This is a genomic window from Ruminococcus sp. AF31-8BH (assembly GCF_003460605.1).
GTDB classification, from domain to species: Bacteria; Bacillota; Clostridia; order Lachnospirales; family Lachnospiraceae; genus Blautia_A; species Blautia_A acetigignens.
Genome location: NZ_QTVN01000003.1, coordinates 233703 through 255767 on the forward strand (window position 1 = coordinate 233703; position 22065 = coordinate 255767).

23 protein-coding genes and 1 pseudogene are annotated in these 22065 nt (G+C 46.2%); 5 read left to right on the forward strand and 19 right to left on the reverse strand.

All coding sequences use genetic code 11. The annotated features are described in order from the left end of the window. Window position 1: 1 nt before the first annotated feature. Genes DWZ38_RS05355 through DWZ38_RS05370 form a run of 4 tightly spaced genes read right to left on the reverse strand, consistent with a single transcriptional unit; the run spans window position 2 to window position 4444 of the window. Window positions 2–1051 carry a galactitol-1-phosphate 5-dehydrogenase gene (locus tag DWZ38_RS05355; RefSeq protein WP_117850720.1) on the reverse strand — a complete coding sequence of 350 codons (1050 nt, stop codon included), beginning with the start codon at window positions 1049–1051 and terminating at the stop codon, window positions 2–4. A gap of 14 nt (window positions 1052–1065) precedes the next feature. Continuing rightward, the gene (xylB, locus tag DWZ38_RS05360) at window positions 1066–2580 is read right to left on the reverse strand and encodes a xylulokinase (protein WP_117850723.1); all 1515 of its coding nucleotides are present in this window, start codon (window positions 2578–2580) and stop codon (window positions 1066–1068) included. Then, window positions 2577–3584: a LacI family DNA-binding transcriptional regulator gene (locus DWZ38_RS05365; RefSeq protein ID WP_117850725.1), complete on the reverse strand. Its 1008-nt coding sequence runs from the start codon at window positions 3582–3584 to the stop codon at window positions 2577–2579. The genes xylB and DWZ38_RS05365 overlap by 4 nt, the downstream gene beginning before the upstream one ends. Window positions 3585–3595: 11 nt before the next feature. After that, window positions 3596–4444, reverse strand: a complete 849-nt coding sequence (locus tag DWZ38_RS05370; protein WP_021926663.1) for a class II fructose-bisphosphate aldolase — start codon at window positions 4442–4444, stop codon at window positions 3596–3598. A 253-nt stretch (window positions 4445–4697) separates the two neighbouring features. Here DWZ38_RS05370 and DWZ38_RS05375 point away from each other — a divergent pair, with 253 nt between their 5' ends. Next, complete coding sequence (locus DWZ38_RS05375; protein ID WP_021926662.1) at window positions 4698–5141, forward strand: RbsD/FucU domain-containing protein; 444 nt, start codon at window positions 4698–4700, stop codon at window positions 5139–5141. 111 nt (window positions 5142–5252) lie between these two features. Here the strand turns inward: DWZ38_RS05375 and DWZ38_RS22130 are convergent, their stop codons facing one another. Beyond that, window positions 5253–6485 (reverse strand): hypothetical protein, encoded by a 1233-nt coding sequence (locus tag DWZ38_RS22130; RefSeq protein WP_178105279.1) that lies wholly within the window; start codon window positions 6483–6485, stop codon window positions 5253–5255. A gap of 500 nt (window positions 6486–6985) precedes the next feature. Here DWZ38_RS22130 and DWZ38_RS05385 point away from each other — a divergent pair. Next, a pseudogene (locus DWZ38_RS05385) lies at window positions 6986–7222 on the forward strand (transposase); the annotation flags it as partial. 229 nt (window positions 7223–7451) lie between these two features. Here the strand turns inward: DWZ38_RS05385 and DWZ38_RS05390 are convergent. Next, window positions 7452–9248, reverse strand: a complete 1797-nt coding sequence (locus DWZ38_RS05390; protein WP_117850728.1) for an L-fucose isomerase — start codon at window positions 9246–9248, stop codon at window positions 7452–7454. Between the two features lie 244 nt (window positions 9249–9492). Between DWZ38_RS05390 and DWZ38_RS05395 the strand changes: the two genes are divergently transcribed. The 3 genes from DWZ38_RS05395 (at window position 9493) to DWZ38_RS05410 (ending at window position 11499) form a co-directional block, all read left to right on the forward strand. Continuing rightward, a complete protein-coding gene (locus DWZ38_RS05395) occupies window positions 9493–10341 on the forward strand; it encodes an AraC family transcriptional regulator (RefSeq protein ID WP_021924664.1) in 849 nt (282 codons plus the stop codon). Window positions 10342–10972: 631 nt separating this feature from the next. Then, window positions 10973–11209, forward strand: coding sequence for a hypothetical protein (locus DWZ38_RS05405; RefSeq protein WP_117850733.1), 237 nt, complete (start codon window positions 10973–10975; stop codon window positions 11207–11209). Between the two features lie 29 nt (window positions 11210–11238). After that, window positions 11239–11499 carry a heavy metal-associated domain-containing protein gene (locus DWZ38_RS05410; protein WP_021924666.1) on the forward strand — a complete coding sequence of 87 codons (261 nt, stop codon included), beginning with the start codon at window positions 11239–11241 and terminating at the stop codon, window positions 11497–11499. 111 nt (window positions 11500–11610) lie between these two features. On the opposite strand, the gene DWZ38_RS05415 is transcribed toward DWZ38_RS05410, so the two are convergent. From DWZ38_RS05415 to DWZ38_RS05475, 13 genes are all read right to left on the reverse strand, one after another. Then, a complete protein-coding gene (locus DWZ38_RS05415) occupies window positions 11611–12675 on the reverse strand; it encodes a cob(I)yrinic acid a,c-diamide adenosyltransferase (RefSeq protein ID WP_117850736.1) in 1065 nt (354 codons plus the stop codon). Window positions 12676–12862: 187 nt separating this feature from the next. Beyond that, on the reverse strand, window positions 12863–14014 hold the full coding sequence (locus DWZ38_RS05420) for a 1-propanol dehydrogenase PduQ (RefSeq protein WP_117850739.1): 1152 nt from the start codon (window positions 14012–14014) through the stop codon (window positions 12863–12865). Between the two features lie 26 nt (window positions 14015–14040). Continuing rightward, window positions 14041–14802, reverse strand: a complete 762-nt coding sequence (locus DWZ38_RS05425) for a DeoR/GlpR family DNA-binding transcription regulator (RefSeq protein WP_021924669.1) — start codon at window positions 14800–14802, stop codon at window positions 14041–14043. A 37-nt stretch (window positions 14803–14839) separates the two neighbouring features. Beyond that, window positions 14840–15388 (reverse strand): BMC domain-containing protein, encoded by a 549-nt coding sequence (locus tag DWZ38_RS05430; RefSeq protein WP_117850741.1) that lies wholly within the window; start codon window positions 15386–15388, stop codon window positions 14840–14842. Between the two features lie 16 nt (window positions 15389–15404). Then, a complete protein-coding gene (locus DWZ38_RS05435; RefSeq protein WP_117850744.1) occupies window positions 15405–16733 on the reverse strand; it encodes a 4Fe-4S dicluster domain-containing protein in 1329 nt (442 codons plus the stop codon). 4 nt (window positions 16734–16737) lie between these two features. After that, on the reverse strand, window positions 16738–17004 hold the full coding sequence (locus tag DWZ38_RS05440; protein WP_117850917.1) for a EutN/CcmL family microcompartment protein: 267 nt from the start codon (window positions 17002–17004) through the stop codon (window positions 16738–16740). 107 nt (window positions 17005–17111) lie between these two features. Then, window positions 17112–17756 carry a phosphate propanoyltransferase gene (locus DWZ38_RS05445; protein WP_117850748.1) on the reverse strand — a complete coding sequence of 215 codons (645 nt, stop codon included), beginning with the start codon at window positions 17754–17756 and terminating at the stop codon, window positions 17112–17114. Between the two features lie 47 nt (window positions 17757–17803). Then, window positions 17804–18082 (reverse strand): BMC domain-containing protein, encoded by a 279-nt coding sequence (locus DWZ38_RS05450; protein ID WP_005427721.1) that lies wholly within the window; start codon window positions 18080–18082, stop codon window positions 17804–17806. A gap of 203 nt (window positions 18083–18285) precedes the next feature. Then, entirely contained in the window at window positions 18286–18588 is a 303-nt protein-coding gene (locus DWZ38_RS05455) for a BMC domain-containing protein (RefSeq protein ID WP_117850750.1), read from the reverse strand. Between the two features lie 21 nt (window positions 18589–18609). Continuing rightward, complete coding sequence (locus tag DWZ38_RS05460) at window positions 18610–18885, reverse strand: BMC domain-containing protein (RefSeq protein ID WP_117850752.1); 276 nt, start codon at window positions 18883–18885, stop codon at window positions 18610–18612. 126 nt (window positions 18886–19011) lie between these two features. Further along, entirely contained in the window at window positions 19012–19326 is a 315-nt protein-coding gene (locus tag DWZ38_RS05465; protein WP_117850755.1) for a BMC domain-containing protein, read from the reverse strand. Between the two features lie 23 nt (window positions 19327–19349). Beyond that, window positions 19350–20588 carry a zinc-binding dehydrogenase gene (locus tag DWZ38_RS05470; RefSeq protein ID WP_117850757.1) on the reverse strand — a complete coding sequence of 413 codons (1239 nt, stop codon included), beginning with the start codon at window positions 20586–20588 and terminating at the stop codon, window positions 19350–19352. A gap of 17 nt (window positions 20589–20605) precedes the next feature. Next, entirely contained in the window at window positions 20606–21994 is a 1389-nt protein-coding gene (locus DWZ38_RS05475; RefSeq protein ID WP_117850760.1) for an aldehyde dehydrogenase family protein, read from the reverse strand. Window positions 21995–22065: the final 71 nt, after the last annotated feature.

The following is a 22065-nucleotide window of genomic DNA, read 5'->3' on the forward strand; positions in this document are numbered from 1 at the left end:
CTCAGTCCTCGTTCATCAGAAGAATCTTGCCTTTTACAAGACCTGGTGTCTTATAAAGCTGGAAGGCTTCCTGCGCCTGGCTCATAGGCATCTTGCGATAGATAAATCCCGGGTCAAATTTCAACTGTCCGGTTGCAAAATAGTGTGCGGTAAGATCCCACTCCTTGCCCGGGAATGGAGAACTGTAGGACATCCAGGAACCGGTCAGCTTGAATTCCTTACGGTTCATGTTCTCCCACTGCTTCGGTGTAAAGGTAAGGTCAGCATGAGGAGTACCGATAAAGCATACATGAGCCTTATTGGCAGCCAGTTCAAATGCCATATGCATGGTAGGAACCTGTCCTGCTGTCTCAAATACGTAACCATAGCCCTTACCGCCAGTAATTGCCATAGCCTCTTCCATATAGTTCTCTTTGGTGGTATCGATTACAGCGTCTGCACCCATACGTTTCGCAAGGTCAAGACGCTCCTGGCTGATATCAAACACTACAACCTTCTTGGAACCGAAAATCTTCGCCCACTGCATAGTGAAGATTCCGATGGTGCCGCATCCTAAAATTGCCACACACTGTCCGCCCTGATAATCATTCTGAAGAAGTCCGTGAAGGGCAACAGTAGAAGGCTCAAACATAGCTCCCTGCTCATAGGAAATAGATGGATCAAATGGAATGGCATTCTGCTCTGGAATTACTACATAATCCGCATTGCTTCCCTGCTGTCTGGAGCCGATAAAGCTGTAATGCTTGCACAGGGAGAAGTTTCCGTTCTGGCAGTCATCACATTTCATACAAGGAAGAAGAGGTGCACCGGATACACGGTCGCCTACTTTTACTTTGGTAACGCCCTCTCCAACCTCTACAACGTCTCCTGAGAATTCATGTCCCAGAACGATAGGATAGAAATGAACGCCGTGATTCAGTACACGCGGCACATCGGATCCGCAGATACCGGAAGCTTTTACTTTAATTTTGACCCAGCCTGGCTTTGCCTGTGGCTCTTCCACTTCCTGATACTGAACATCCTCATTTGCAACTACAGCTGCTGCTTTCATCTTAAAATACCTCCTTACTGCCGCACCATCATATGTTTCAGAGAGTCATAAAGTTCTCTGTATGTACGGTATGCCTTGTCATAAACTTCTTTCCTGGAAGGATCCGGCTGGTGACGTCTTGTCTCCTTGACCGTCAGGGAAACCGCTTCCTCATAATCTTTATAAAATCCAACACCTACTCCTGCAAGAATCGCAGCCCCTAAAGTAGACGCGGTGTCAGAAGCAGGCACTACTACATCCTTGCCTGTTATATCTGCCTTAATCTGGGTCCAGAGAAGGGAATTGGCAGATCCGCCCATTGCACGGAGCACCTTCACTTGAGCCCCAGCCTTCTCTGCCACTTCCAGATTGTGACGAAGGGAAAATGCAACGCCCTCCATACAGGCCCTTACCATATGTCCCTTGGTCTTGGAAAAATCAAGGCCATAGAAAACACCCTTGGCATATGGGTTCCAGATTGGGGAACGCTCTCCGGACATATAAGGAAGGAATACCACACCTTCACTTCCGGCTGGTACTTCCTGTGCAATCTGGTTGAGCTGGTCAAGGGAAGACTTGCCTGTCTCTTCCTTGCGGCTTCTCTCAAAATCTGCGAACTCCCGCTCGAACCAGCGCATAACCCCGCCGCCTCCGGTGGTGCCTCCCTGAAGGAGCCACTTTCCCGGCACTACATGAAATCCCAGGATCAGGCTTGGGTCTGCCTTGTAGGTATCCGTGCAGATACTCATGCCGCCTGCCTGTCCGCCCTGCTCCTGTGTCTCACCAGGATGGATCACGCCAGCTCCAAGTGTACCGCACGCTGCATCAAGACCGCCGGCTACTATCGGAGTGCCTGCTGCAAGTCCGCACTGGGCTGCTGCCTTCTCATTTACCGTTCCTACTACCTGATCGCAGGGAACGATTTCCGGAAGAAATTCCATTGGAATTCCCAGCTTCTCACACATCTGCGCATCCCATGTACCAGTGCGCATATCAAAACAATGCAGTCCGTATCCCTGGGAAAGATCCTGTGTCACTGCACCGGTCAGCCTGTAGGCAATAAAGCTGTTGGACTGAAGAATCTTGTAGATTCTGCTGTATACTTCAGGCATGTTCTCCTTATACCACAGAATCTTCGCTGTAGTATAGGAAGGCTGAAGGGAATTACCAGCAACTTCAAAAATATTCTCGCTGCCAATTTCATTATTGAGTCTGTCACAAATCTCCTGTGCCCGGGTGTCCATCCAGATTGGTGTATCTGTCAGCACATTTCCATCCTTGTCAATGGCTATGGCTGACCAGCTCTGTCCGTCGATTCCCACTCCTGCAATCTGCTCCGGGGAAATTTCTCCTTTGCTTAAGCATTCCTTTATGGCACCGCACACAGCCTGCCACCATTCCTCCGGATTCTGCTGAACCCATCCCTCCCTGGGATAATACACAGGATAGTCTCCATTTGCGTAAGCCATTACCTGTCCGTTTCTGTCAAACACAGCCACCTTACAGGCACTGGTTCCAATATCAATTCCTAATAAATAGTTCTTGCTCATCCTTGTCTCCTTATGGATTTCCCCATAAAAATATCGGTCTGAAGCTTCCGCACCACTGGCTCCTGAAGTTCTTCCTTTCCCTCAAGGCGTACCAGCATCAGCTGGGCCGTCTCGCGGGCAATCTTCTCTGTGGGCTGGGATACAATGGTAAGTGCCGGGCGACAGGCCCGGGCAAAAGGAAGATTGTCAAAGCCCACCATGGAAATCTCCTCTGGCAGGGATACTCCCATCTCATTCAATCCGATCACAGCTCCCATAGTCATCTCGTAATTAGTGACAAAAACTGCGGTCATATCCGGATTCTCCTTCACCAGGGCTTCCACAGCCTGAACGCCGCCCTGAATGGTGTAATCCCCGTGACAGATCAACTTCTCATCAACAGGAATGCCGTGCTTCTTCAGTGCCTTGATATATCCAAGCATACGCTGTCTGGCAGTATAGATCTCATCCGGACCGCCGATCAGCCCAATCTTATGATGCTCCTGCTCCACCAGCATGGTAACTGCCTTCTCAGCAGCCATCTCATTATCTACCAGCACACAGTCACAGGAAAGTCCCTGGATCATACGGTCAATAAGCACGATGGGCTTCCCAGTTCTCTGAAACTCTTTCAGATGGGAACCTGTCATATCCACAGGCATATTGATGATTCCGTCCACGCGCTTCCTGGTAAGAAAGTCCACAGCTTCCCTCTCCAGGTTCTTATCGGTCCTGCAGTCACAGACAATGGCTGCATATCCATGACTGCGCAGAATATCCTCCATGCCGCTGATGATCTCGGCGCAGAATACGTTATTCAGCTCCGGGATCACCACCCCCACTGTCTTCGTGGCATTAGTCTTCAGTCCGCGGGCAACCTCATTCACTTCATAGTGTAATTCTTCGATGGCTTCTTCGATTTTGATGCGGTTCTTCTCCCTTACATTACCCCCGTTAAAATAAGAGGAGATCGTTGCCAAACCAAGACCTGTCCGTCTGGCAATGTCTTTCATCGTCGCTGCCATAGGGCTGCCTCTTATTCAGCTTTGCCGTCACAGCCGCAAACCTTCATACGGGCCATTACAAGCTCTTTCACAGCTGCAATTCCAGCCTTGCCGTATGCCTTCGGGTCAAATACCTTCTCATCTTCCAGTGTCTCTCTTACTGCCTTGGAGTATGCTGCACGAAGCTCTGTAGCAAAGTTCACCTTGCAGATTCCTCTCTTGACACAATCCATTACGTCCTCATCGCTAAGTCCGGAAGCACCATGAAGAACTAACGGAATATCTACGACCTTACGGATCTCGCTTAAACGCTCCTTATCAAGGACTGGTGTTCCTACATAGAATCCGTGAGCAGTACCGATTGCAACTGCAAGAGAGGTAACACCTGTACGCTCTGCAAATTCCTTTGCTTCCTGCGGATCTGTATTGGTATCTGCTACAGCAACCAGATCGTCTTCCTTACCGCCAACCTTGCCAAGCTCTGCCTCGCATGGAATTCCCATGGATGCTGCAACATCAGCAACCTTCTTGCTCACCTCGATGTTGCCCTCATAATCCAGCTTGGAGCCATCGATCATAACAGAAGTATATCCGGCCTTGAGAGCCTTCATCGCAAGGTCAAAGCTGCTGCCGTGATCCAGATGCAGGCATACAGGAACGGAAGCCTTGGCAGCTTCTGCTGCAACGATTGCCTGATAGGTCTCCAAAGTTCCGTACTTGATGGTAGACGGGGTAGTCTGGATCATAACCGGTGCCTTCAGCTCCTCTGCAGCCTGGATGATTGCTTTCACCATCTCCATATTCTCTGCATTGAATGCACCGACTGCGTAACCTCCCTGCTGAGCCTTCAGTAACATTTCTTTAGATGTAACAAGTGGCATATTTTCCTCCTTCTGCCTGTGCCGGACAGGCTGTAAGCTTTCGTTTTTTCAGAAACCGAAACGTTTCCGTTTAAGTTCATAATAACTCTTTTGCCAGTTCCTGTCAACTGTAAATATTTCATCTTTTTCCGTAAAATTTTAACTTGAAATGTTGTTTAAATACGGGTAATTTATAGAGTAGAATATTTTCGGAACCGAAGTATGTTTCAGGCAGATTTCGGTTTTCCGAGAAAGAACGAAGGGAGATTAAATTATGTTAAAAGGAATTCCGGAAATACTTTCACCACAGCTTTTAAAGGTATTATGTGAGATGGGCCACAGCGACCGTATTGTAATCGCAGACGGCAACTTCCCTGTAGAATCCATGGGTAAGAATGCAGTTGTTGTACGCTGTGACGGACATGGCGTTCCAGAGCTTCTGGATGCGATCCTGACTGTTATCCCGCTTGATTCTTATGTAGAGAAGCCGGTAACATTAATGGAAGTTATGCCTGGTGATCCAGTTAAGACCCCGATCTGGGATACCTATAAGGAAATCGTTTCCAAGCATGACGACCGCGGTGCAGACGCTGTTGGAAATATTGAGCGCTTTGCATTCTACGAAGAAGCCAAGAAAGCATACTGCATCATCGCTACAGGTGAGAAGGCAGTTTACGCAAATGTTATGCTTCAGAAGGGTGTTGTTATCAACAATTAATTCCAGACTCTATGAAAAAATACAGCCTTGCTGCTGTTTTATAACAGCCTCCTATCAAAAAAGCTCCGCCGTTTTCATTCCGGCGGAGCTTTATTTTGTATTCTTATTTACTTAATCATTGTCTTTTTTGTTTCTCTTAAGGAGCCAGATCACAACTGCAATTCCGATAATGATTACAACGACTAGAATCCAGATCAGTGATGTCATGCCGGAAGAGGTCTTCTCCACATTCTCACTGGATGCTTCCTGTCCTGCACTGTCCGTTGGAGTGGCAGCCTCAGTTGGCTTCTCTGTAGGTGCGGATGTCTCAGTCGGCTCTGGAGTTGGGGTACTGGTCTCAGTCGGCTCCGGAGTTGGAGTGCTTGTATTAGTTGGTTCCGGAGTTGGAGTGCTTGTATTAGTTGGTTCCGGGGTCGGGGTGCTGGTATTGGTTGGTTCTGGAGTTGGGGTGCTGGTATTGGTTGGTTCTGGAGTTGGGGTGTTGGTTGGCTTCGGAGTTGGGGTTGCAGTTGCCTTTGCCTTAGTGTCTGCTGCAGCTTTTCCAACAGCCTGTGCATCATCCTCAGAATTCATATCAATTCCATCTTCCGCCTGCGGCTCTGCCACGTCAGAATTGTCAGCTGCTCCAGCCTCTTCTGATCCATTGCCTGCAGCGTTCGTTTCATCCGTATCTGCAGCCACTGCTGCATCAGCTGTACCTGTCTCTTCTGCTGCCTGCGCAGTGTCAGGAATCAGTTCTACACTGCTCTGCTCAGTATTAGTAGCCTGTGCAATGTCTACCCAGCCAGATACATCGCCTGCTGTGGTTTTGCCCCAGATGCCGTCCTTGCCGGTGTCAACTTCTACGTCAATATGTAATTTCTCGCCGTTGGCAATGTTGCAGCCGCCGGATACTGTGCCATATTTCTTGCCAGGTCCCTTGTAAAGGGAAACAGAACCATCTTCCTTGGCATTTACGGTAATGTCATAATTCACATCTGTACTTCCATACAGGGCAAGCTCGGAAGCAACAGCCTCAGCAAGAGTTGCTGGCTTCAGATATTTCTCTTCAAGGAAGCCAAACATTCCGTGAAGCTGTGTATACAGCCACAGGTTTCCTGCATCGTCCTTGCTCTCTCCTTCTACATGGATAGCCGTTCCATTAGGAATCAGTTCATCGTTCAGCTTCGGACTGTCAGTACTTGTCTCAGAAAACATGTCCACTCCGCCGTCCGGTGATTCCACAATCATATAATAATCGGTTTTATAATCTACCTGCTGTGATTTCCCTGCATCTGCAAAAGCGCTTACAGACATACAGAGGGTGAGAACCACAGCCAGCAGCAATCCCAGCTTTTTCTTCATAAATGTCCCCTTTTCCCTGTTATATACTTTTTTATGCTAGTCTTTATTGTACCACATCACCAAGAAGTTGCAACCACTTTTTTCTTTATTTTTCCAGTATTCGAGCCGGATAAGAGTGGTTTTACTTCTTGAACGACAAAAGGCCCGGCGTTCGTGGTATAATCAGTTTATGCTACTTTTCTGAACTGTATAAAACTTACGGCAGGATCAGAAAAAATCAGGCAACGCCGCGTCAGATGCTGAAACTCGTTATCTATGCAGCAATGAATCGAATCTACTCAAGCCGGGATATCAGGAAGGCATGGAAACGGGCTATTACGAAAAACCAGACCCGGTTATACACGAAACTAACTTCTTTTGTGGCTGAATGCGAAGAACTTCCCTTTTTTGAAAGATATGGAGAGTCACTTAGGATTTAAGTATTCAGAGATCGTTGCAGATGCCGGATATGAAAGTAAAAAAAACTATCTTTTCATTGCGGGGAACAGACAGAAGATCTGGAACGGATCACAAGTGAGTATGGAACGATGCTCCGTATGAACCGCAGTATTCAGGCAGAAGGTTCTTTTGCCGATGTAAAAGAAGACATGAATTTTCGGAGATACCTGTACCGAGGAAAAGCGAATGCACTGGCAGAGAGCATCCTTCTTGCAATGGGACGAAATATCAATAAGCTTCATTGCAAGATTCAGACCGGAAGAACAGGAAGTCATCTTTTTTCATTAAAGACGGCATAGATTTAGATGGTTGAAAATAAAACAGTTCGAAATAAGGCATGCCGAAAGGGATGTCTGGGAATGAACTGTGTTTATAGAGAATGGCATCGAAACCACAACCAGTTTCGATGCCATTTGGGCTTAAAGCAGGGCTGCCGCCCAGCAAAAAATATTTGCTAATGCGACAGCCCCTTTCGCGTCCTTCTTTCGAAGTCTTGGGGGGAGAAAGAAGGCGATTATAAAAAGCTAATTATTTATAAAGAGGTCCATAATTCTTGCAAGCTCTGAAGTCTGCACCTTCTTTATCCATTCCAAATGCATTCCAAGCTGCCGGACGGAAAACATCTGCTTCAGGTACGTTATGCATACAAACCGGGATTCTCAGCATAGAGCACATTGTGATCAGATCTGCACCAATATGTCCATAGGAGATTGCACCGTGGTTAGCACCCCAGTTATTCATAACATCATAAGCAGTCTTGAATGCACCGTCTTTGCCATCGCATCTCGGTACAAACCATGTACATGGCCATGTGTAGTCAGTACGTTTCCAAAGTGTATCAGATACATCCTCAGGAAGCTCTACAGTCCATCCCTCTGCAATCTGAAGAACCGGTCCAAGTCCTTTTACAAGGTTCAGACGGATCATAGTTGCCGGCATGGTGGCTCTTGTCTCGAATCTGGAGGAGAATCCGCCGCCACGGAAGTATCCGTTGTCAGCTGCGTTCCATGTAGTAGCTTTCATGATTGCTTTCTGATCTTCCTCTGTAACGTTCCACCATTCTTTCATTACGCCGTTGCCGTTCTCATCTTTCACAACACCGGAAGCGTCAAGGCAGCATGCACCAGAGTTGATCAGGTGGATGATACCATCGTTCTCTTTGGCAACGCCCTCAAGATCATATCCTGTAACACGTTTTACTGCATTTGCACTCCAGTATGTACGAACGTCTGCAAACATCTGAGCACGTCCGGTAAGGAGTTTCATGAACAGCATTCCAAGACCGTTGAGTACATCATTCTCTGTAGCAAGGATGTATGGCTCTCTTGCTCCGTTCCAGTCGAAGGAAGTATTCAGCATAGCCTCTGCAAAGTCACCGTTCGGATAGAAGTCTGTCCACTGTCTCTGTCCCTGGAAACCAGCTGCAAGGGCATTGTGTCCGATTGCTTCCTCAGAGAATTTCGGATCAAGCTTGTCGCATCCATTCATAAGTTCCTGGATGATAACTGCCATCTTAACTACAAACTCAAACTGCTCTTCTTTCTGCTCTTCTGTCATCTGAAGTTCCGGCGGGTTCTTGTCAAAGCCGATGGTGCAGTTCTCTTTTGCCCACTTCATTGCTCTGTCGAACTCTTCGTGATCATAGATGCCCTCTGTCATACGGCGGATGATCTCAACCTCGTCAACAGACTCTACACGCATTCCAAGATAGGACTCGATGAAATCAGGATCGATAATAGATCCGCCGATACCCATTGTAACGGAACCGATCTGCAGCCAGGATTTGTTTCTCATGGTTGCAACAGCAACAGCTGCACGGCCGAATCTTAACATTTTTTCTTTTACATCTTCTGGCATTACTGTGTCATCAGCATCCAGAACCTCATGTCCGTAGATACCGAATGCAGGAAGACCCTTCTGTGCATGTGTAGCAAGAACGGATGCAAGGTAAACAGCACCTGGTCTCTCAGTTGCATTGAATCCCCATACAGCCTTGATGGTCTGTGGATCCATATCCATTGTCTCTGCGCCGTAGCACCAGCAAGGTGTAACGGTTACAGTAATATCAACGCCTTCATGTCTGAACTTATCAGCACATGCAGCAGCCTCACCAACACGTCCGATGGTGCTGTCTGCGATTACAACCTTTACAGGCTCGCCATTGGAATATTTTAAGTTTGCCTCATATAATTCCTTAACGGATTTGGCCATATTCATGGTCTGCTCTTCCAGGGATCCTCTTACGTCGAGGGCTCCTCTACGTCCGTCAATTGTCGGTCTGATACCGATTACAGGGTAGCTTCCGATTAATCTGCTCTTTGCCATAGTAGTTCATACCTCCTGTTATAAATAAAATTTGCTTTTTATAAACATTTTCTGCGTCAGGTTCTGCGCCTGGGTGCTGTCAAGGGTTCAGCAATTCTTCTGATTTCCCTTAACCTCTCATATCTTACATTATATGATTGATTCTGGAAAATTACTTGTGTTATAATGGCAAATAATAGTACAATATTCACCTTTTCTGTTGGAATGACAAAATTTCAATAAATTTGCGGAAGGAGGAATGATTTTGCAGATTATAGATCAGAATGAAGACCGTCCCAGAGGGACTTATGAGTTTCCTTTTGAGTTTCACCACATTGACCAGAGCCATCCCAGATATGTGATGTCTTACCACTGGCATGTGGAATATGAAATCATCCGCATTCTTACCGGAGAATTTACCGTCACTTTAGACGAAAAAAGTTTTAAAGCAGTGCAGGGTGATGTGATTTTTGTCCACAGCGGAATCCTGCATTCCGGAATTCCTGTCAATTGTGTCTATCAGTGCATTGTCTTTGATATGAACGTATTTTTGAAGCTGAATTCCGTATGCGCGGATTACATCCAGAAGATCGTCCACCAGGATATTCTGATTTTTCACCACTTTGACCAGCGTTATCCGGATGTTCTTTCGGCAGTAAATTCTCTTTTTCAGTCTATGGATGAAAAAAAGCCTGGATATGAGCTTTCTGTAATCGGACAATTTTACCACTTTTTCGGTATTGTTTTTGGTAATCATTACTACCTTGACAGCCAGCCCAAAGCGCGCCGGGATTACAAGAGGATCCTGCAGCTGAAGCAGGTAGTGGAATTTATTGAAAAGAACTATGCTTCTCCTCTTACCTTGGGGCAGCTGTCTGATTCCGTATCCATGTCCCCCAAGTATTTCTGCCGCTTCTTTTCGGAAATGACCCATCAGACTCCTATGGACTATCTGAACCGCCAGCGCATTGAGCAGGCCTGCTACCAGCTTTCCACCACAGACGATTCCATAACGGATATTGCCTATCGCAACGGCTTTAATGATCTGAGTTATTTTATCCGTACTTTTAAGAAATACAAGGGAACCACTCCTGGAAAATATAAAAAAAGCTGATCCAGTTTGAAAAACAGGGAACAGCTTGAAGCCAAAATTGATTTTCGGAATTGTGCCGGGCGGGAATGCACCTTTACCCCCGCCCGTGAAAAAGAACTTTATTCTTTTTTCAAAAAGCACCAGATATGTAGAAGATATGATTTTTTTCGCCGCAAGAAAACGACAGAGAACTATTCCCGCATTTTCATGCGGGCTATGGTGATGCACTTTATGCATCTTCTTTTGCTGTACAGACACGAAAAATCGTATTTTCGTTATACAGGCTGGTTACAGGCTGGTTATTCCAGGACCCTTATGCTGCGCGTCTCGAGTTAAATGGATGATGGAATGATTGCTGATCAGGCTGAGTAGCCCATGGCAGAAAACTGTCCGCACATACTGCAGCAGAACGCCGCAGAAAATCAGAAATTTGTTTTTCTCTTTCGTTTCCTCTATTCTAACAAAGTTTTTGGTCTGTTACAATAAAATTCGGTCGTAAAATTCTCTTATAAATCGACAGCCGTTCCCGTCATTTTCTGCTGTTATTGAGATATTTTATCAATATGCAGCGTTTTCTTTTGGAATAAACGTGCTATAATAGTTTTAGTTAGAAGATGCTAACAAAAGTACGAAGAAGGGAAGCTGTCAGATCATGGGAAGACGATATCATTTATCAAAAGCTGTTTCAAAAGACCAGACAAATGAAATCTTAAAAGAACTTACGGAGCGGGGCGATGTGAAAACTGCCTCAATTTCAGATGATGGACGTTATCTGCATGTAGACACCATTGATGGTGAATTTTCTGTAGTAATGTATTCTGCAGTAAACATCTGCAGCCGTATTGCAAACTGCGAGCTGTCCTTCGAGGGATTTGACTATACAGCTTAAAAATATTTACAGAATGGAGAACAACGATTATGCAGCAATATACTTTAAAAATAGACGGAATGATGTGCGGAATGTGTGAATCTCACGTAAATGAAAGCATTCGAAATGCTTTTTCCGTAAAAAAGGTTACCTCTTCCCAGGCAAAGGGAGAAACCATCATCCTCACTGAGAAAGATCTTGATGAGAAGAAGCTGAAGGAAACCATCGATAAGACCGGTTATCAGCTGCTTTCCATCTCCAAATCCCCTTACGAGAAAAAGAAGGGTCTTTTTTCCTTCCTGAAAAAATAAGCCCTCTTTTCCATAATAATTAATAACCCCATAAAAAGACCCTGCTTACGCTCTTATAAAAGAGAAAAGCAGGGTCTTCCCATTCTCAATTCTATCATCCATCTATAAGCTTCAGCCCAGAATCTCAGGCAGTACAGACAGTCCGTATTCTGCAAGGCTGTGGTCTTCTTCACCTGTGCCGCCGCTGATGCCAAGTCCTCCGATAATGGTATCTCCGGATTTCAGCGGGACGCCGCCGCCAAAGATCACAATCTTGCCTCCATCCATCTTATCTACGCCGTAAAAAGTTCCTCCTGGCTGGGCAAGGGCGGAAAGCTCCATGGTGGACATCTTCACTGCCACGGAGGTATAGGCTTTCTTAAGTGCTACATCAAAGCTTACCAGAAATGCTCCGTCCATTACATGAACTGCAATGGGATTTCCGTCTGGTCCACAGACTGCGATCACTGCACGTTTGCCCCGGCGAAGTGCTTCCTGCTCAATCTTCTCGATCAGCTTCTTGGCTCCGTCCAGTGTAATTCTGCCGGAAACACCAAGACGTCTTAAAACTGCCTGGATCACGGCTTCATCTACAGAATCAGAAGAAACGCCGCCGGACGGCTGTGCCTTCTCTTTCGAAGACAGGGGCGTACCTGGCGCCTCATGATCAGCTGCGCCAGATAATCCCTTCCCAGACATACTGGCATCGGCATACCTTGCCAGCACATACAGATAGTCAGCCAGACGGTTCATATATTTCTTACTGCCGGAATCCGTACCGAACTTTACGCTTACTGCTGCAAGTGCGCGCTCAGCCCTTCTTGCAACAGAACGGGTCACATCAATCTGGGCAGACAAAGGACAGGCTCCCGGAAGAACGGAATCCTTCGGACAATGAAACAAACCTTCCAGACGGTCAATTTCTTCCTCCAAAAGTTCCGTCTTATCATCGTTGATCTTATATTCTCTGTTATAAGGATCTGCCACTCCTGCCGTTACTTTGACAAGATTTTCCTGAATCTTCTCCAGGAAACGGATAGTATCCCCGTCGCTTATCATGGTTTTCACCACACCGATATGGCTGGTCAGCTCATCTATGGTTCCCTCCAACTGGATTCGGTCATCCGATTTGGAAACATTTTTGGTATGGACAAGATTGGTGGTTCCCTTGTCTCCATTTTTTGTATAAATACTCATATGGCACTCTCCCGGTCTTTTTGTTACCAGTACACTGAAAATAAGACAACCTAAGCTGTTGCCTGATGTTCACTATACTGGTAGGCTTCTCACTGTGTAATTGATAAACTGGCTTAAGACAGACCCGTTAAGTATCTGCCTTAAGCCCATTGCATTCATCAAAATACCGCCTGTGGCGATACCGCTTTTAGAATGACCACAGTTTCTTGTAAATCTTTACGATATCTTCCTTGGTAGGAACTCTCGGGTTCGCAGGTGTGCAGGCGTCTGCAAGTGCTGCGTCTGCCATCTTGTCGATAGCTCCAAAATATTCATCAGGAGAAATGGTTCCAAGTTCCTGAATGGTAAGCGGAATATTCATTTCCTTCTGCATGAACTGGATCCAGTTTACAAGAGATCTGACGGACATTACTTTGTTGTAATTGCTAAGACCCAGAATATGAGCAATATTTGCATATCTCTTCACTGCCGGAAGATATTCTTTCTGGCTCTTGCTGTGTTTGTTAATGTCTGCATTAAACTCAACAATATGAGGAAGAAGCATGGCATTGGCACGGCCGTGAGGAATGTGGAACACAGCTCCAAGCTGATGTGCCATACTGTGTGTAATTCCAAGTCCTGCTGCATTAAAGGAAAGTCCAGCAAGACAGGAAGCTACATGCATTTTCTGACGGGCATGCATATCGCTGCCGTCAAGGTAAGCTCTTAACAGAAAGACTCCGCAGATTTCAATTGACTTTTCTGCAAGAGCAGATGAAAATTCATTGTGATTGATACTTACATAAGACTCAATGGCATGAGTCAGTACATCCATACCTGTATCCGCTGTAATGGAAGGCGGAACACTCTTTACAAGCTCTGCATCCAAAATTGCCTCATCAGCAGTCAGGCTGTCTGAGATCAGCGGATATTTCACATGATTTTCTGTATCGTTTACAACTGCAAAAGAGGTAACCTCAGATCCTGTACCACTTGTGGTAGGAATTGCAATAAGACCTACCTTGCCGTAATTGTTGATCTTCAGGGCAAACTCACGGATTGCCTTGGAAGAGTCAATTGCAGAGCCGCCTCCAACAGCTACTACAACCTCTGGCTGATACTCCAGGAACTTCTTTACACCTACTGCAATTTTTCCTACCGGTGCATCCGGCACAACATCACTGAATACTTCAAACTCCTTACCACCGCGTTTCAGAGGCTCTGTGATCAGATTGATCATTTCCCCTTTTGCGATGAATGGATCTGTGATCACCAGAACTTTTTTGTATGGCAGTTCTGCCAGTCTATCCAGGGAATTGTCACCAAAATGGATGACTGTTTTCATTTCAAAAGTTTTCATAATTCAATGCTCCTTTATCGGACAGCTTACGGATATCTGCACTCCACGCCCACCTCTTCAAACAGCTGCAGCCATTTGTCGGAAGGCTTTTCATCTGTCACGATGATATCAATGTCCCGCAATTTTCCTGCTACGGAAAACGCGGTCTGGTCAAATTTTGTATTGTCCACAACCAGGATTTTCTTACGTCCGGAATCCAGCATAGCTTTCTTCGCAGTTCCGAAAGCCTCCTGAGATTCCATTACTCCAAGCTTCTCATCAAGAGCCTTGCAGGAGAAAATAACGGTATCAGCAAAATAAGAGCGAATGACTTCTTCTGTGCGGGAACCAAGGAAAGCCAGGTAGCCTTCCTTCATCATCCCGCCTGTGGAAATAATATTCCAGCCTGACACATCAGCCAGTTCCAGAAGGATCTCCATGGAATTGGTGATCACAGTCAGGCGCTCTTTTTCTTTCAGTGCTTTCGCCACGAACACCGCAGTGGTGCTGGCATCCAGAAGCAGATGTTCCCCGTCATGCACAAGAGAGGCTACAATTTCCGCCATCTTCTGTTTTCCCACTACATTCTGGTTCTTGCGCACATTAAAGGGCAGGTCAATGCTCACATCTTCATTGATCACAGCACCGCCGTAGCTTTTGATTGCAAGACCTTCTTTTTCCAGCTTATCCAGATCTCGCCGGATGGTCTCCTCAGAAACCCCGTACATCTGACTAAGCTCACTTACAACTACACGTTTTTCATCCTGTAGTTTTTCCAGAATCAGATTTCGTCTCTCTAATGCAAGCATAAGGTCTCCTCCGCGCTTATTTTTTTAGACCAGAAGCTTACAGAAGGCTGTCGATCATTCTCCTATCCGGATGTGCGATAACAGATGAATCCAGATACATGCCTTTTGCCGCAACCAGCTCTTTGGCTCTGTCAATAGATGCAGATACTGCAGAAACCTCACCAGTGATCATCATGTAAGATTTTCCGCACATACCTTTTGCAATACGAAGCTCAATAAGATCAACGATTGCAGTCTTTGCAGCCTGGTCTGCAGCTTCAATAATGGAAGCTGCATCATATGTTTCAAGAATTCCCAGTGCACTGATCTCCTCAACCTGAGTAGTTCCATAAATTGCCGGGAAAAGGGACTCATGTGGATTGCCCAGTACGAAACTGTCAATGCACTTGTCCTCGTATGTTGTTACAGCTGTATCAACGGCAGCTTTTACCGCACTGAGATCACCGGTAATAATTGCAATATATTTACCCGGACACACGGTCTGCGCCTCAACGATTTCTACATCAGATGTCTTAACCATTGCATCTGCTGCAGTAACGCCGGTAGCTGTAGTTTTGAATTCAATCATTCCGATTGCTTTACTCATTTTCTGCACGTCCTTTCTAATTCTTTGCAACTACGATCCAGCGATCTGTCACTTCGGTAACTTTACCGGAGATGGTTGCATGGATGCCAACACTTAAGCCCTGGGCAGGTTCTGCGATCATCTGACCTCTTGTCACCTGATCTCCAACCTTGACAATTGCCTTTGCAGGTGCTCCGATATGCTGGCTCAAAAGAATTTTTACCTTCGGAATCTCAACCAGTGTCTCGTCCATTGGTGCGTCCTTATCATATTTGGTAAGACCAAGACGTGCCATCAGGCGCTCTTCCGGAACCTTGCGGTATTCTCTGGATTCCTTAACCGGTACTGGCTGTACTCCCTGAGGAGGACGAATACCTGCCTGACGAAGTCCGCCCTTCATATCTGCAAGAAGTGTTCTTGGAGCAAGACTCTGCGGACATGCATACATTTCACAAACACCGCAGGAGCTGCAGAAGCTTGCATTGATGTATGGATTCATGTCTCTGAAATCATGATTGGATGCTGCACGCATGAAACGTGCCGGATCAATCGGATGTCCCAGATTGTTACGTGGGCAAAGGTCTGTACAGGTATTGCACTGGCAGCAGATAGATGCTGCGCGTTTCAAATCTATGGAAGAAGTCCGCATCTTCTTCTGTACGATTAAATGGTCTTTTGGCAGAACCAGAATCGCATTTGTTGTCTTCGTTACAGGGTCAGAACCTTTTCCGATTCTTCCCATCATCGGTCCACCAACAAAGTAAACCGGGTCTTTTACAGTAGTTCCGCCAGCCTGGGCTACTACATCATCCATGGTACATCCAAGAGGTACTCTTACAGTGACCGGATGATTTACCTCAGCTACAACAGATACATATTTGGATGTTACTGGCTCTTTTTTCTCTACTGCCTGATAAATGTTGTACAGTGTCTCTACGTTGAATACTGCAACTCCCTGCTCAATAGGAAGTCCGCCAGGTCTTACAACTCTACCAGTTGCCTCGTAGATCAGTACAACCTCGTCTCCCATAGGATATACCTCATCCAGAAGGTGGATGCGCATTCCCGGGAACTCCTCGATATGCTGTTTCAGAGCATTTACTGTCTGAACATAGGATTTCTTAATTCCAATAATGGACTCAGCAGCACCAACGGTCTCCTGAACCATATGGAAAGTTTTCATAATTTCGTAAGCGTGCTTCTCTAATAACTGTCTGTGTAATTTCAGTAAAGGTTCGCACTCTGCACAGTTCATAAGAATGGTATTAGCTTTGTCTGTCAGCTTCATGTATGTAGGGAATCCTGCACCGCCGGCACCAACTACACCATTCTCCTGTATAATATTCTGTAATTCTTTGATATCCATGGCGTTACTCCAATCCTGCACCGTCATCAACGATACCTACAATGGCGGCATCTACCGGTGCTGTTTCTACGCCGCAGCCAATTCTTGCCGCGCTTCCTTGTGCCACCAATACATATTCTCCGATTCCTGCACCGATAATATCGATTGCAACAATCTGGCTGAGGTCACCTTTCATGTGATGAACCGGTTCCACGATCATAAACTTATTGCCGATAAGCTTTTCGTTTTTTCTTGTGGAAACAACGCTTCCTACTACCTTGCCAACTATCATGTGAACCTCCAAATTTATGTCAGCACAGCCATGCAGAATCTGTACTGCCAGATCCCGCATGGCTGAACATCTTTATTTTCGTAATGAGGGAAAAATCCCCGACTGCATTACTTTATAATTGTAACTGTATTGCCTGTGGCAATTTTTGCTGCATTTGCTTCGTCTGTATCAATGTGCATTTCCAGTGTAAAGCTGTCGTCTACACGGATCTTCACCTGATTAAAAATGGTTCCTCTCTCATTGTCTGCCTTAACGGAAACAATATCTCCATCCTTCACTCCGGCTGCCTGGGCATCCTTCGGGGACATGTGGATGTGGCGCATTGCTACGATACATCCCTCTTTCAGATAAATTGCACCTTTCGGTCCGACAATTGCAATAGGAGCACTTCCCTTAACATCTCCAGACTCACGAACCGGCACTTTCATGCCAAGCTTGATTGCGTCTGTAGCTGATACTTCAACCTGGGAAGCCTTGCGGACCGGTCCGAGAATACGTACATTCTCGATTGCGCGCAGCTTAAGTCCAACGATGGTAACTGTCTCATTGGAAGCAAACTGTCCGCCCATCAGCTCTTTCTTCTTAGTAAGCTGATATCCTGGTCCGAATAAAGCCTCTACATGTTCCTGTGTCAGGTGGATATGTCTTGCGGAAACTCCGATCGGCACCATGAAGCCATTGCCTTTTTCTTCCTTTTTGTTAAGAGCGTCCAGCACCATTCTGGTGATCAGCTCAACATTATTGGTTTCCAAAAGTACACCTGCTTTCTTCCTGGATTATCTAATAATCTAGGCGTGGATTATTTAAGAACTGGAAGAATTTTCTCAACGTCTGTATGAGGTCTTGGAATTACGTGTGTAGCTACAAGCTCTCCAAGTCTGGATGCTGCTGCGCTTCCGCTCTCTACTGCAGATTTAACTGCTCCAACATCTCCGCGAACCATAACAGTTACAAGACCGGATCCGATCTTCTCTGTTCCAACTAATGCAACGTTAGCTGCTTTGCACATCTGGTCAGCTGCCTCGATAGCTGCTGTAAGTCCTCTGGTTTCTACCATTCCTAAAGCTTCCTGTGTCATGATTTTTTCCTCCTTATGAATTGCTGGTTTCTCAGCTTCTATATGTTTGGTTTCTGTAATCTTTTCATCTGCTGCAGTGGTTTTGGCTTCTTCCGCTTTTACCTCTGCGGCTTTTGCTTTTGTTGTTCTGGCCGTTCTTCTCGGAGCGGCTGCCTTTTTAGGGGCTGTTTTTTTCGCTGTCTCTTTCTTTTCTTCGTCAGCCATTATTCATCCCCCTTTTTCTTTCTCCATCGACTTGCGCTTAACTCCACCATTTTGACGATTTCCTCATGGGGATTGGCAATTACTGCATAGCTTGCCGGTTTCTTGATGGCATGTGTTGCTGCCGCTTCCACGGCTTCTGTAACAGCTGCCACATCGCCTTGTACAATAATGGTCACCAGTCGTCCGCCCAGCTTACGCTCCCATGACGCCAGCTCAACGTCTGCCGTTTTACACATGATGTCCAAGGCATCCATAGCCGCTACAACACCTGTGATTTCAATAAAACCATATGATTTACTCATGAGCGAACTCCTTTTAGTTCATTAGATGCTTGGAAGGATTTTCTCCACATCTGTATGAGGTCTTGGAATTACGTGTGTAGCTACAAGCTCTCCAAGTCTGGATGCTGCTGCGCTTCCACTCTCAACTGCTGCCTTAACAGCTCCAACATCGCCGCGAACCATAACAGTTACAAGACCGGATCCGATTTTCTCTGTACCAACCAGTGAAACCTCTGCTGCTTTTGTCATTGCATCTGCTGCCTCGATTGCAGCTGTAAGTCCTCTGGTCTCTACCATTCCTAAAGCTTCCTGTGCCATGATGAATTCCTCCTGATTTATCTCAACTATTCAAGTACGCTCCAGCGCACTTGCTGTGAGGTACCTGTCATGCTCCGCATGACTGTTCATTTTTATTATAGATGTTTCTTCACTGGTTCGCAATAACTATTCCTTATCCAGTGCGCTGATTTTCAGCATTTTTTCTGTACCGGTTTCCGGATTGGGTATTACATAGTGCTGTACCACACCAGTCATACTCTCTGCCACTCTGATTCCCGCTTCCACAGCTTCTGTTACATCAGATACGCTTCCGCGGAACTTGATGCAGACAAGGAGCGGTACCGGCAGACTGTCCGCATTTGCAGGTTTATTTTTATCAAAAACCTCCAGATGGACATTTGCTGCCTTACAGCCGGCGTCGGCCGCCACAAATGCTGTTGCCAGTCCGAACACCTCCAAGATTCCTACAGCTTCTGCCATCTTGATTCTCCTTTATCCGGCTATTATTTATTTACGACTGCGATCTTAAGACCGGTCATAGCAAGGTTCTTCTTTAATGCTTCATTGATCTCCTCAAGCGGATACTTGTCTGTGATCAGCTCAGACATTGGAAGTCCGATTGCGTTTGCTCTCTTAAGGAAGTCAAATGTTGTAACGTAATCTCTTAAGGTGTATACCCAGGATCCTACGATTGTGATCTCTTTGGAGCAGATATCAAAGTGCGGGTTGATTGTAGCATCTCCGCCGTTGATAAAGAATCCAAGCTCGCAGAGACCGCCGCCGTTACGGATGAATTTGTAGATGTTTGCATGAGCAACAGGTGATCCTGTGCACTGGAATGCAAAGTCTGCAAGATGTCCGCCGAACTGCTCTTTTACTGCCTCAGCAAGTGCTTCAATTCCTTTGTGCTCCATGAAGTTTACACTCATGGTAGCGCCCATTCTCTTAGCGAAATCAAGACGCTGCTGGTTTCCGTCTACTGCGCAGATGTTCTCGATACCCATGGTACGAAGAACTGCGATGCAGATCAGACCGATCGGTCCGCATCCCTGTACAACAACTCTGCTGTTGAAACGAAGGATACCAGTTGTTTTTGCTCTCTCAACTGCATGTACAAGTACTGCACATGGCTCGATCAGGATACGGGAATCCAGGTCAAGATCGCTTACGTTGAAGAATGTGCTTCCGAAGTTTCCGCCGCGGATAAAGATATAATCGGAGAACCATCCGTTCAGATGTACATCATCATCTGGAAGAAGTCCGTATACATCAGCTCCGCCAACGTTCTTCTTGTTCAGGTCGAACATTGTGATCTCCGGATCATCCTTGAAGATCATGCAGGTAACAACTTTATCACCGATCTTAACCGGTTTTCCAGCTGTATCTGTCTTAACGTTCTTACCCATAGCAACGATCTCACCAGTTCCTTCATGTCCAAGTGCAACCGGGATCAGGTTAAATGGGTCTCTCTTGAATTCGTGAGCATCTGTACCGCAAACGCCGCAGCCTTCTACTTTAACAAGGATATCGTCGTCACCAACTGGTGGAATCGGGTACTCTTTGATATCAAAATGCTCTTTCTCAGTAAGAACTGCAACATGTGCAGTTTTCGGGATAGCGCCTGCCGGTGTTGCAGCCGGTGCCGGGGCAGCTGCTGGTGCAGAAGCTGCCGGAGCAGTTCCAGCCATTCCAGCAAGAACCTGTTTTACGATTTCTTCAATATTTACGTTATTCATATCCATTTTTATGTTTCCTCCTGTCAGCGAATGCAAAGGCTGTCTGCCATTACGCAGCGTCTTCTCTTGGTGAATGTGCTTGCGCTTGTAAGTCCCTCACCTGTACGGCTTGCGATTGTGAAGGTACAGTAGCCTTCTCCGCCGAATCCAAGTGCTGCATAAGAAGGTGCATTCTTAACCAGGATTGCGGTGTCGATTGCTTTCGCATATTTGGTGATATTATCAATGTTCTTGGAATGAATGTGTGCAGAGTGGCGGTTGCCATGCTCAAGCCATACGGCCTGCTCTACTGCATCATCAAAATCTTTTGCTCTCACAACGCCAAGGATTGGCATCATAAGCTCTGTAGCAATAAGCGGATGTTCCTTCGGTCCTTCGAATACGATGCAGCGGATGTTTGCAGGAGCATTTACTCCGATCATGGAAAGTAATGTCTTCGCATCACGTCCTACGCATTTACGATTCAGCTTGCCGCCTGCAAGAACAGTCTCAACAAGTTTGTCCTGTTCTTCCTTAGAAGCAAGATAGCAGTCATTCTCGCTTACCAGATAATGCATCAGCTCATCTGTAATAGAAGCAACTGCAACGATCTCCTTCTCTGCGATACAAGGAAGGTTGTTATCGAATGTACAGCCGTTTACGATATCCTGAGCAGCTTTTCTGATGTCAGCTGTCTCATCTACAACTGCAGGTGGGTTTCCTGCGCCGGCGCCGATTCCACGTTTTCCAGAGGAAAGAACTGCGGTAACTACGCCAGGGCCGCCTGTTGCTGCGATCAGCGGGATATCTTTATGTTTCATCATGATATTGCTTGTCTCTAATGTAGGTTTCTCTACTGTTACTGCGATATTGTCCGGTCCGCCGGCTTCCAGGGAAGCCTCGTTCAGAAGGTTGATCGCATAAATAGAGGTCTTGATTGCTGCCGGATGCGGGTTGAATACAACTGTATTTCCGCCTGCCAGCATGCCGATCGTATTACACAGAATGGTCTCACTTGGGTTGGTACATGGAGTGATTGCTCCGATCACACCGAATGGTCCCATCTCGATCAGAGTAAGTCCTCTGTCGCCTGACCATGCTGTAGTGCTGAGATCTTCTGTACCTGGTGTCTTATCTGCTACCAGATGATGTTTGAGGATCTTGTCCCCAACATTTCCCATTCCGGTCTCATCAACCCCCATACGTGCAAGGATTTCTGCATTTTCTTTTGTTTTTCTACGAATGCAGGTAATAATTTTTTCTCTCTGGTCCAAGGACATTTTCCGAACGATTTTCTGGGAAGCTTTCGCTGCCTCGATAGCCTCGTTCATATCTTTGAAAATTCCATGTTTACCGGCCGGAGCTTCTGCAATCTGCATTTTCGCCATAACTTCCTGTACAATGTCCTGTACCATGCTCTCGCTAATTGGCATGAGATTGTTCCTCCTTAAAGGTTTCACGCAGCCGCCTGGTACCACTCCGGGCAGCCGCATTTCTTATTTTT

Bases quoted from the DNA above. Each gene is read 5' to 3' on its own strand.
- DWZ38_RS05355 (WP_117850720.1), bottom strand. From the start codon at position 1,051: ATGAAAGCAGCAGCTGTAGTTGCAAATGAGGATGTTCAGTATCAGGAA.
- xylB (WP_117850723.1), bottom strand. From the start codon at position 2,580: ATGAGCAAGAACTATTTATTAGGAATTGATATTGGAACCAGTGCCTGT.
- DWZ38_RS05365 (WP_117850725.1), bottom strand. From the start codon at position 3,584: ATGGCAGCGACGATGAAAGACATTGCCAGACGGACAGGTCTTGGTTTG.
- DWZ38_RS05370 (WP_021926663.1), bottom strand. From the start codon at position 4,444: ATGCCACTTGTTACATCTAAAGAAATGTTACTGAAGGCTCAGCAGGGA.
- DWZ38_RS05375 (WP_021926662.1), top strand. From the start codon at position 4,698: ATGTTAAAAGGAATTCCGGAAATACTTTCACCACAGCTTTTAAAGGTA.
- DWZ38_RS22130 (WP_178105279.1), bottom strand. From the start codon at position 6,485: ATGAAGAAAAAGCTGGGATTGCTGCTGGCTGTGGTTCTCACCCTCTGT.
- DWZ38_RS05390 (WP_117850728.1), bottom strand. From the start codon at position 9,248: ATGGCAAAGAGCAGATTAATCGGAAGCTACCCTGTAATCGGTATCAGA.
- DWZ38_RS05405 (WP_117850733.1), top strand. From the start codon at position 10,973: ATGGGAAGACGATATCATTTATCAAAAGCTGTTTCAAAAGACCAGACA.
- DWZ38_RS05410 (WP_021924666.1), top strand. From the start codon at position 11,239: ATGCAGCAATATACTTTAAAAATAGACGGAATGATGTGCGGAATGTGT.
- DWZ38_RS05415 (WP_117850736.1), bottom strand. From the start codon at position 12,675: ATGAGTATTTATACAAAAAATGGAGACAAGGGAACCACCAATCTTGTC.
- DWZ38_RS05420 (WP_117850739.1), bottom strand. From the start codon at position 14,014: ATGAAAACTTTTGAAATGAAAACAGTCATCCATTTTGGTGACAATTCC.
- DWZ38_RS05425 (WP_021924669.1), bottom strand. From the start codon at position 14,802: ATGCTTGCATTAGAGAGACGAAATCTGATTCTGGAAAAACTACAGGAT.
- DWZ38_RS05430 (WP_117850741.1), bottom strand. From the start codon at position 15,388: ATGAGTAAAGCAATCGGAATGATTGAATTCAAAACTACAGCTACCGGC.
- DWZ38_RS05435 (WP_117850744.1), bottom strand. From the start codon at position 16,733: ATGGATATCAAAGAATTACAGAATATTATACAGGAGAATGGTGTAGTT.
- DWZ38_RS05440 (WP_117850917.1), bottom strand. From the start codon at position 17,004: ATGATAGTTGGCAAGGTAGTAGGAAGCGTTGTTTCCACAAGAAAAAAC.
- DWZ38_RS05450 (WP_005427721.1), bottom strand. From the start codon at position 18,082: ATGACACAGGAAGCTTTAGGAATGGTAGAAACCAGAGGACTTACAGCA.
- DWZ38_RS05455 (WP_117850750.1), bottom strand. From the start codon at position 18,588: ATGAGTAAATCATATGGTTTTATTGAAATCACAGGTGTTGTAGCGGCT.
- DWZ38_RS05460 (WP_117850752.1), bottom strand. From the start codon at position 18,885: ATGGCACAGGAAGCTTTAGGAATGGTAGAGACCAGAGGACTTACAGCT.
- DWZ38_RS05465 (WP_117850755.1), bottom strand. From the start codon at position 19,326: ATGGCAGAAGCTGTAGGAATCTTGGAGGTGTTCGGACTGGCAACAGCA.
- DWZ38_RS05470 (WP_117850757.1), bottom strand. From the start codon at position 20,588: ATGGATATGAATAACGTAAATATTGAAGAAATCGTAAAACAGGTTCTT.
- DWZ38_RS05475 (WP_117850760.1), bottom strand. From the start codon at position 21,994: ATGCCAATTAGCGAGAGCATGGTACAGGACATTGTACAGGAAGTTATG.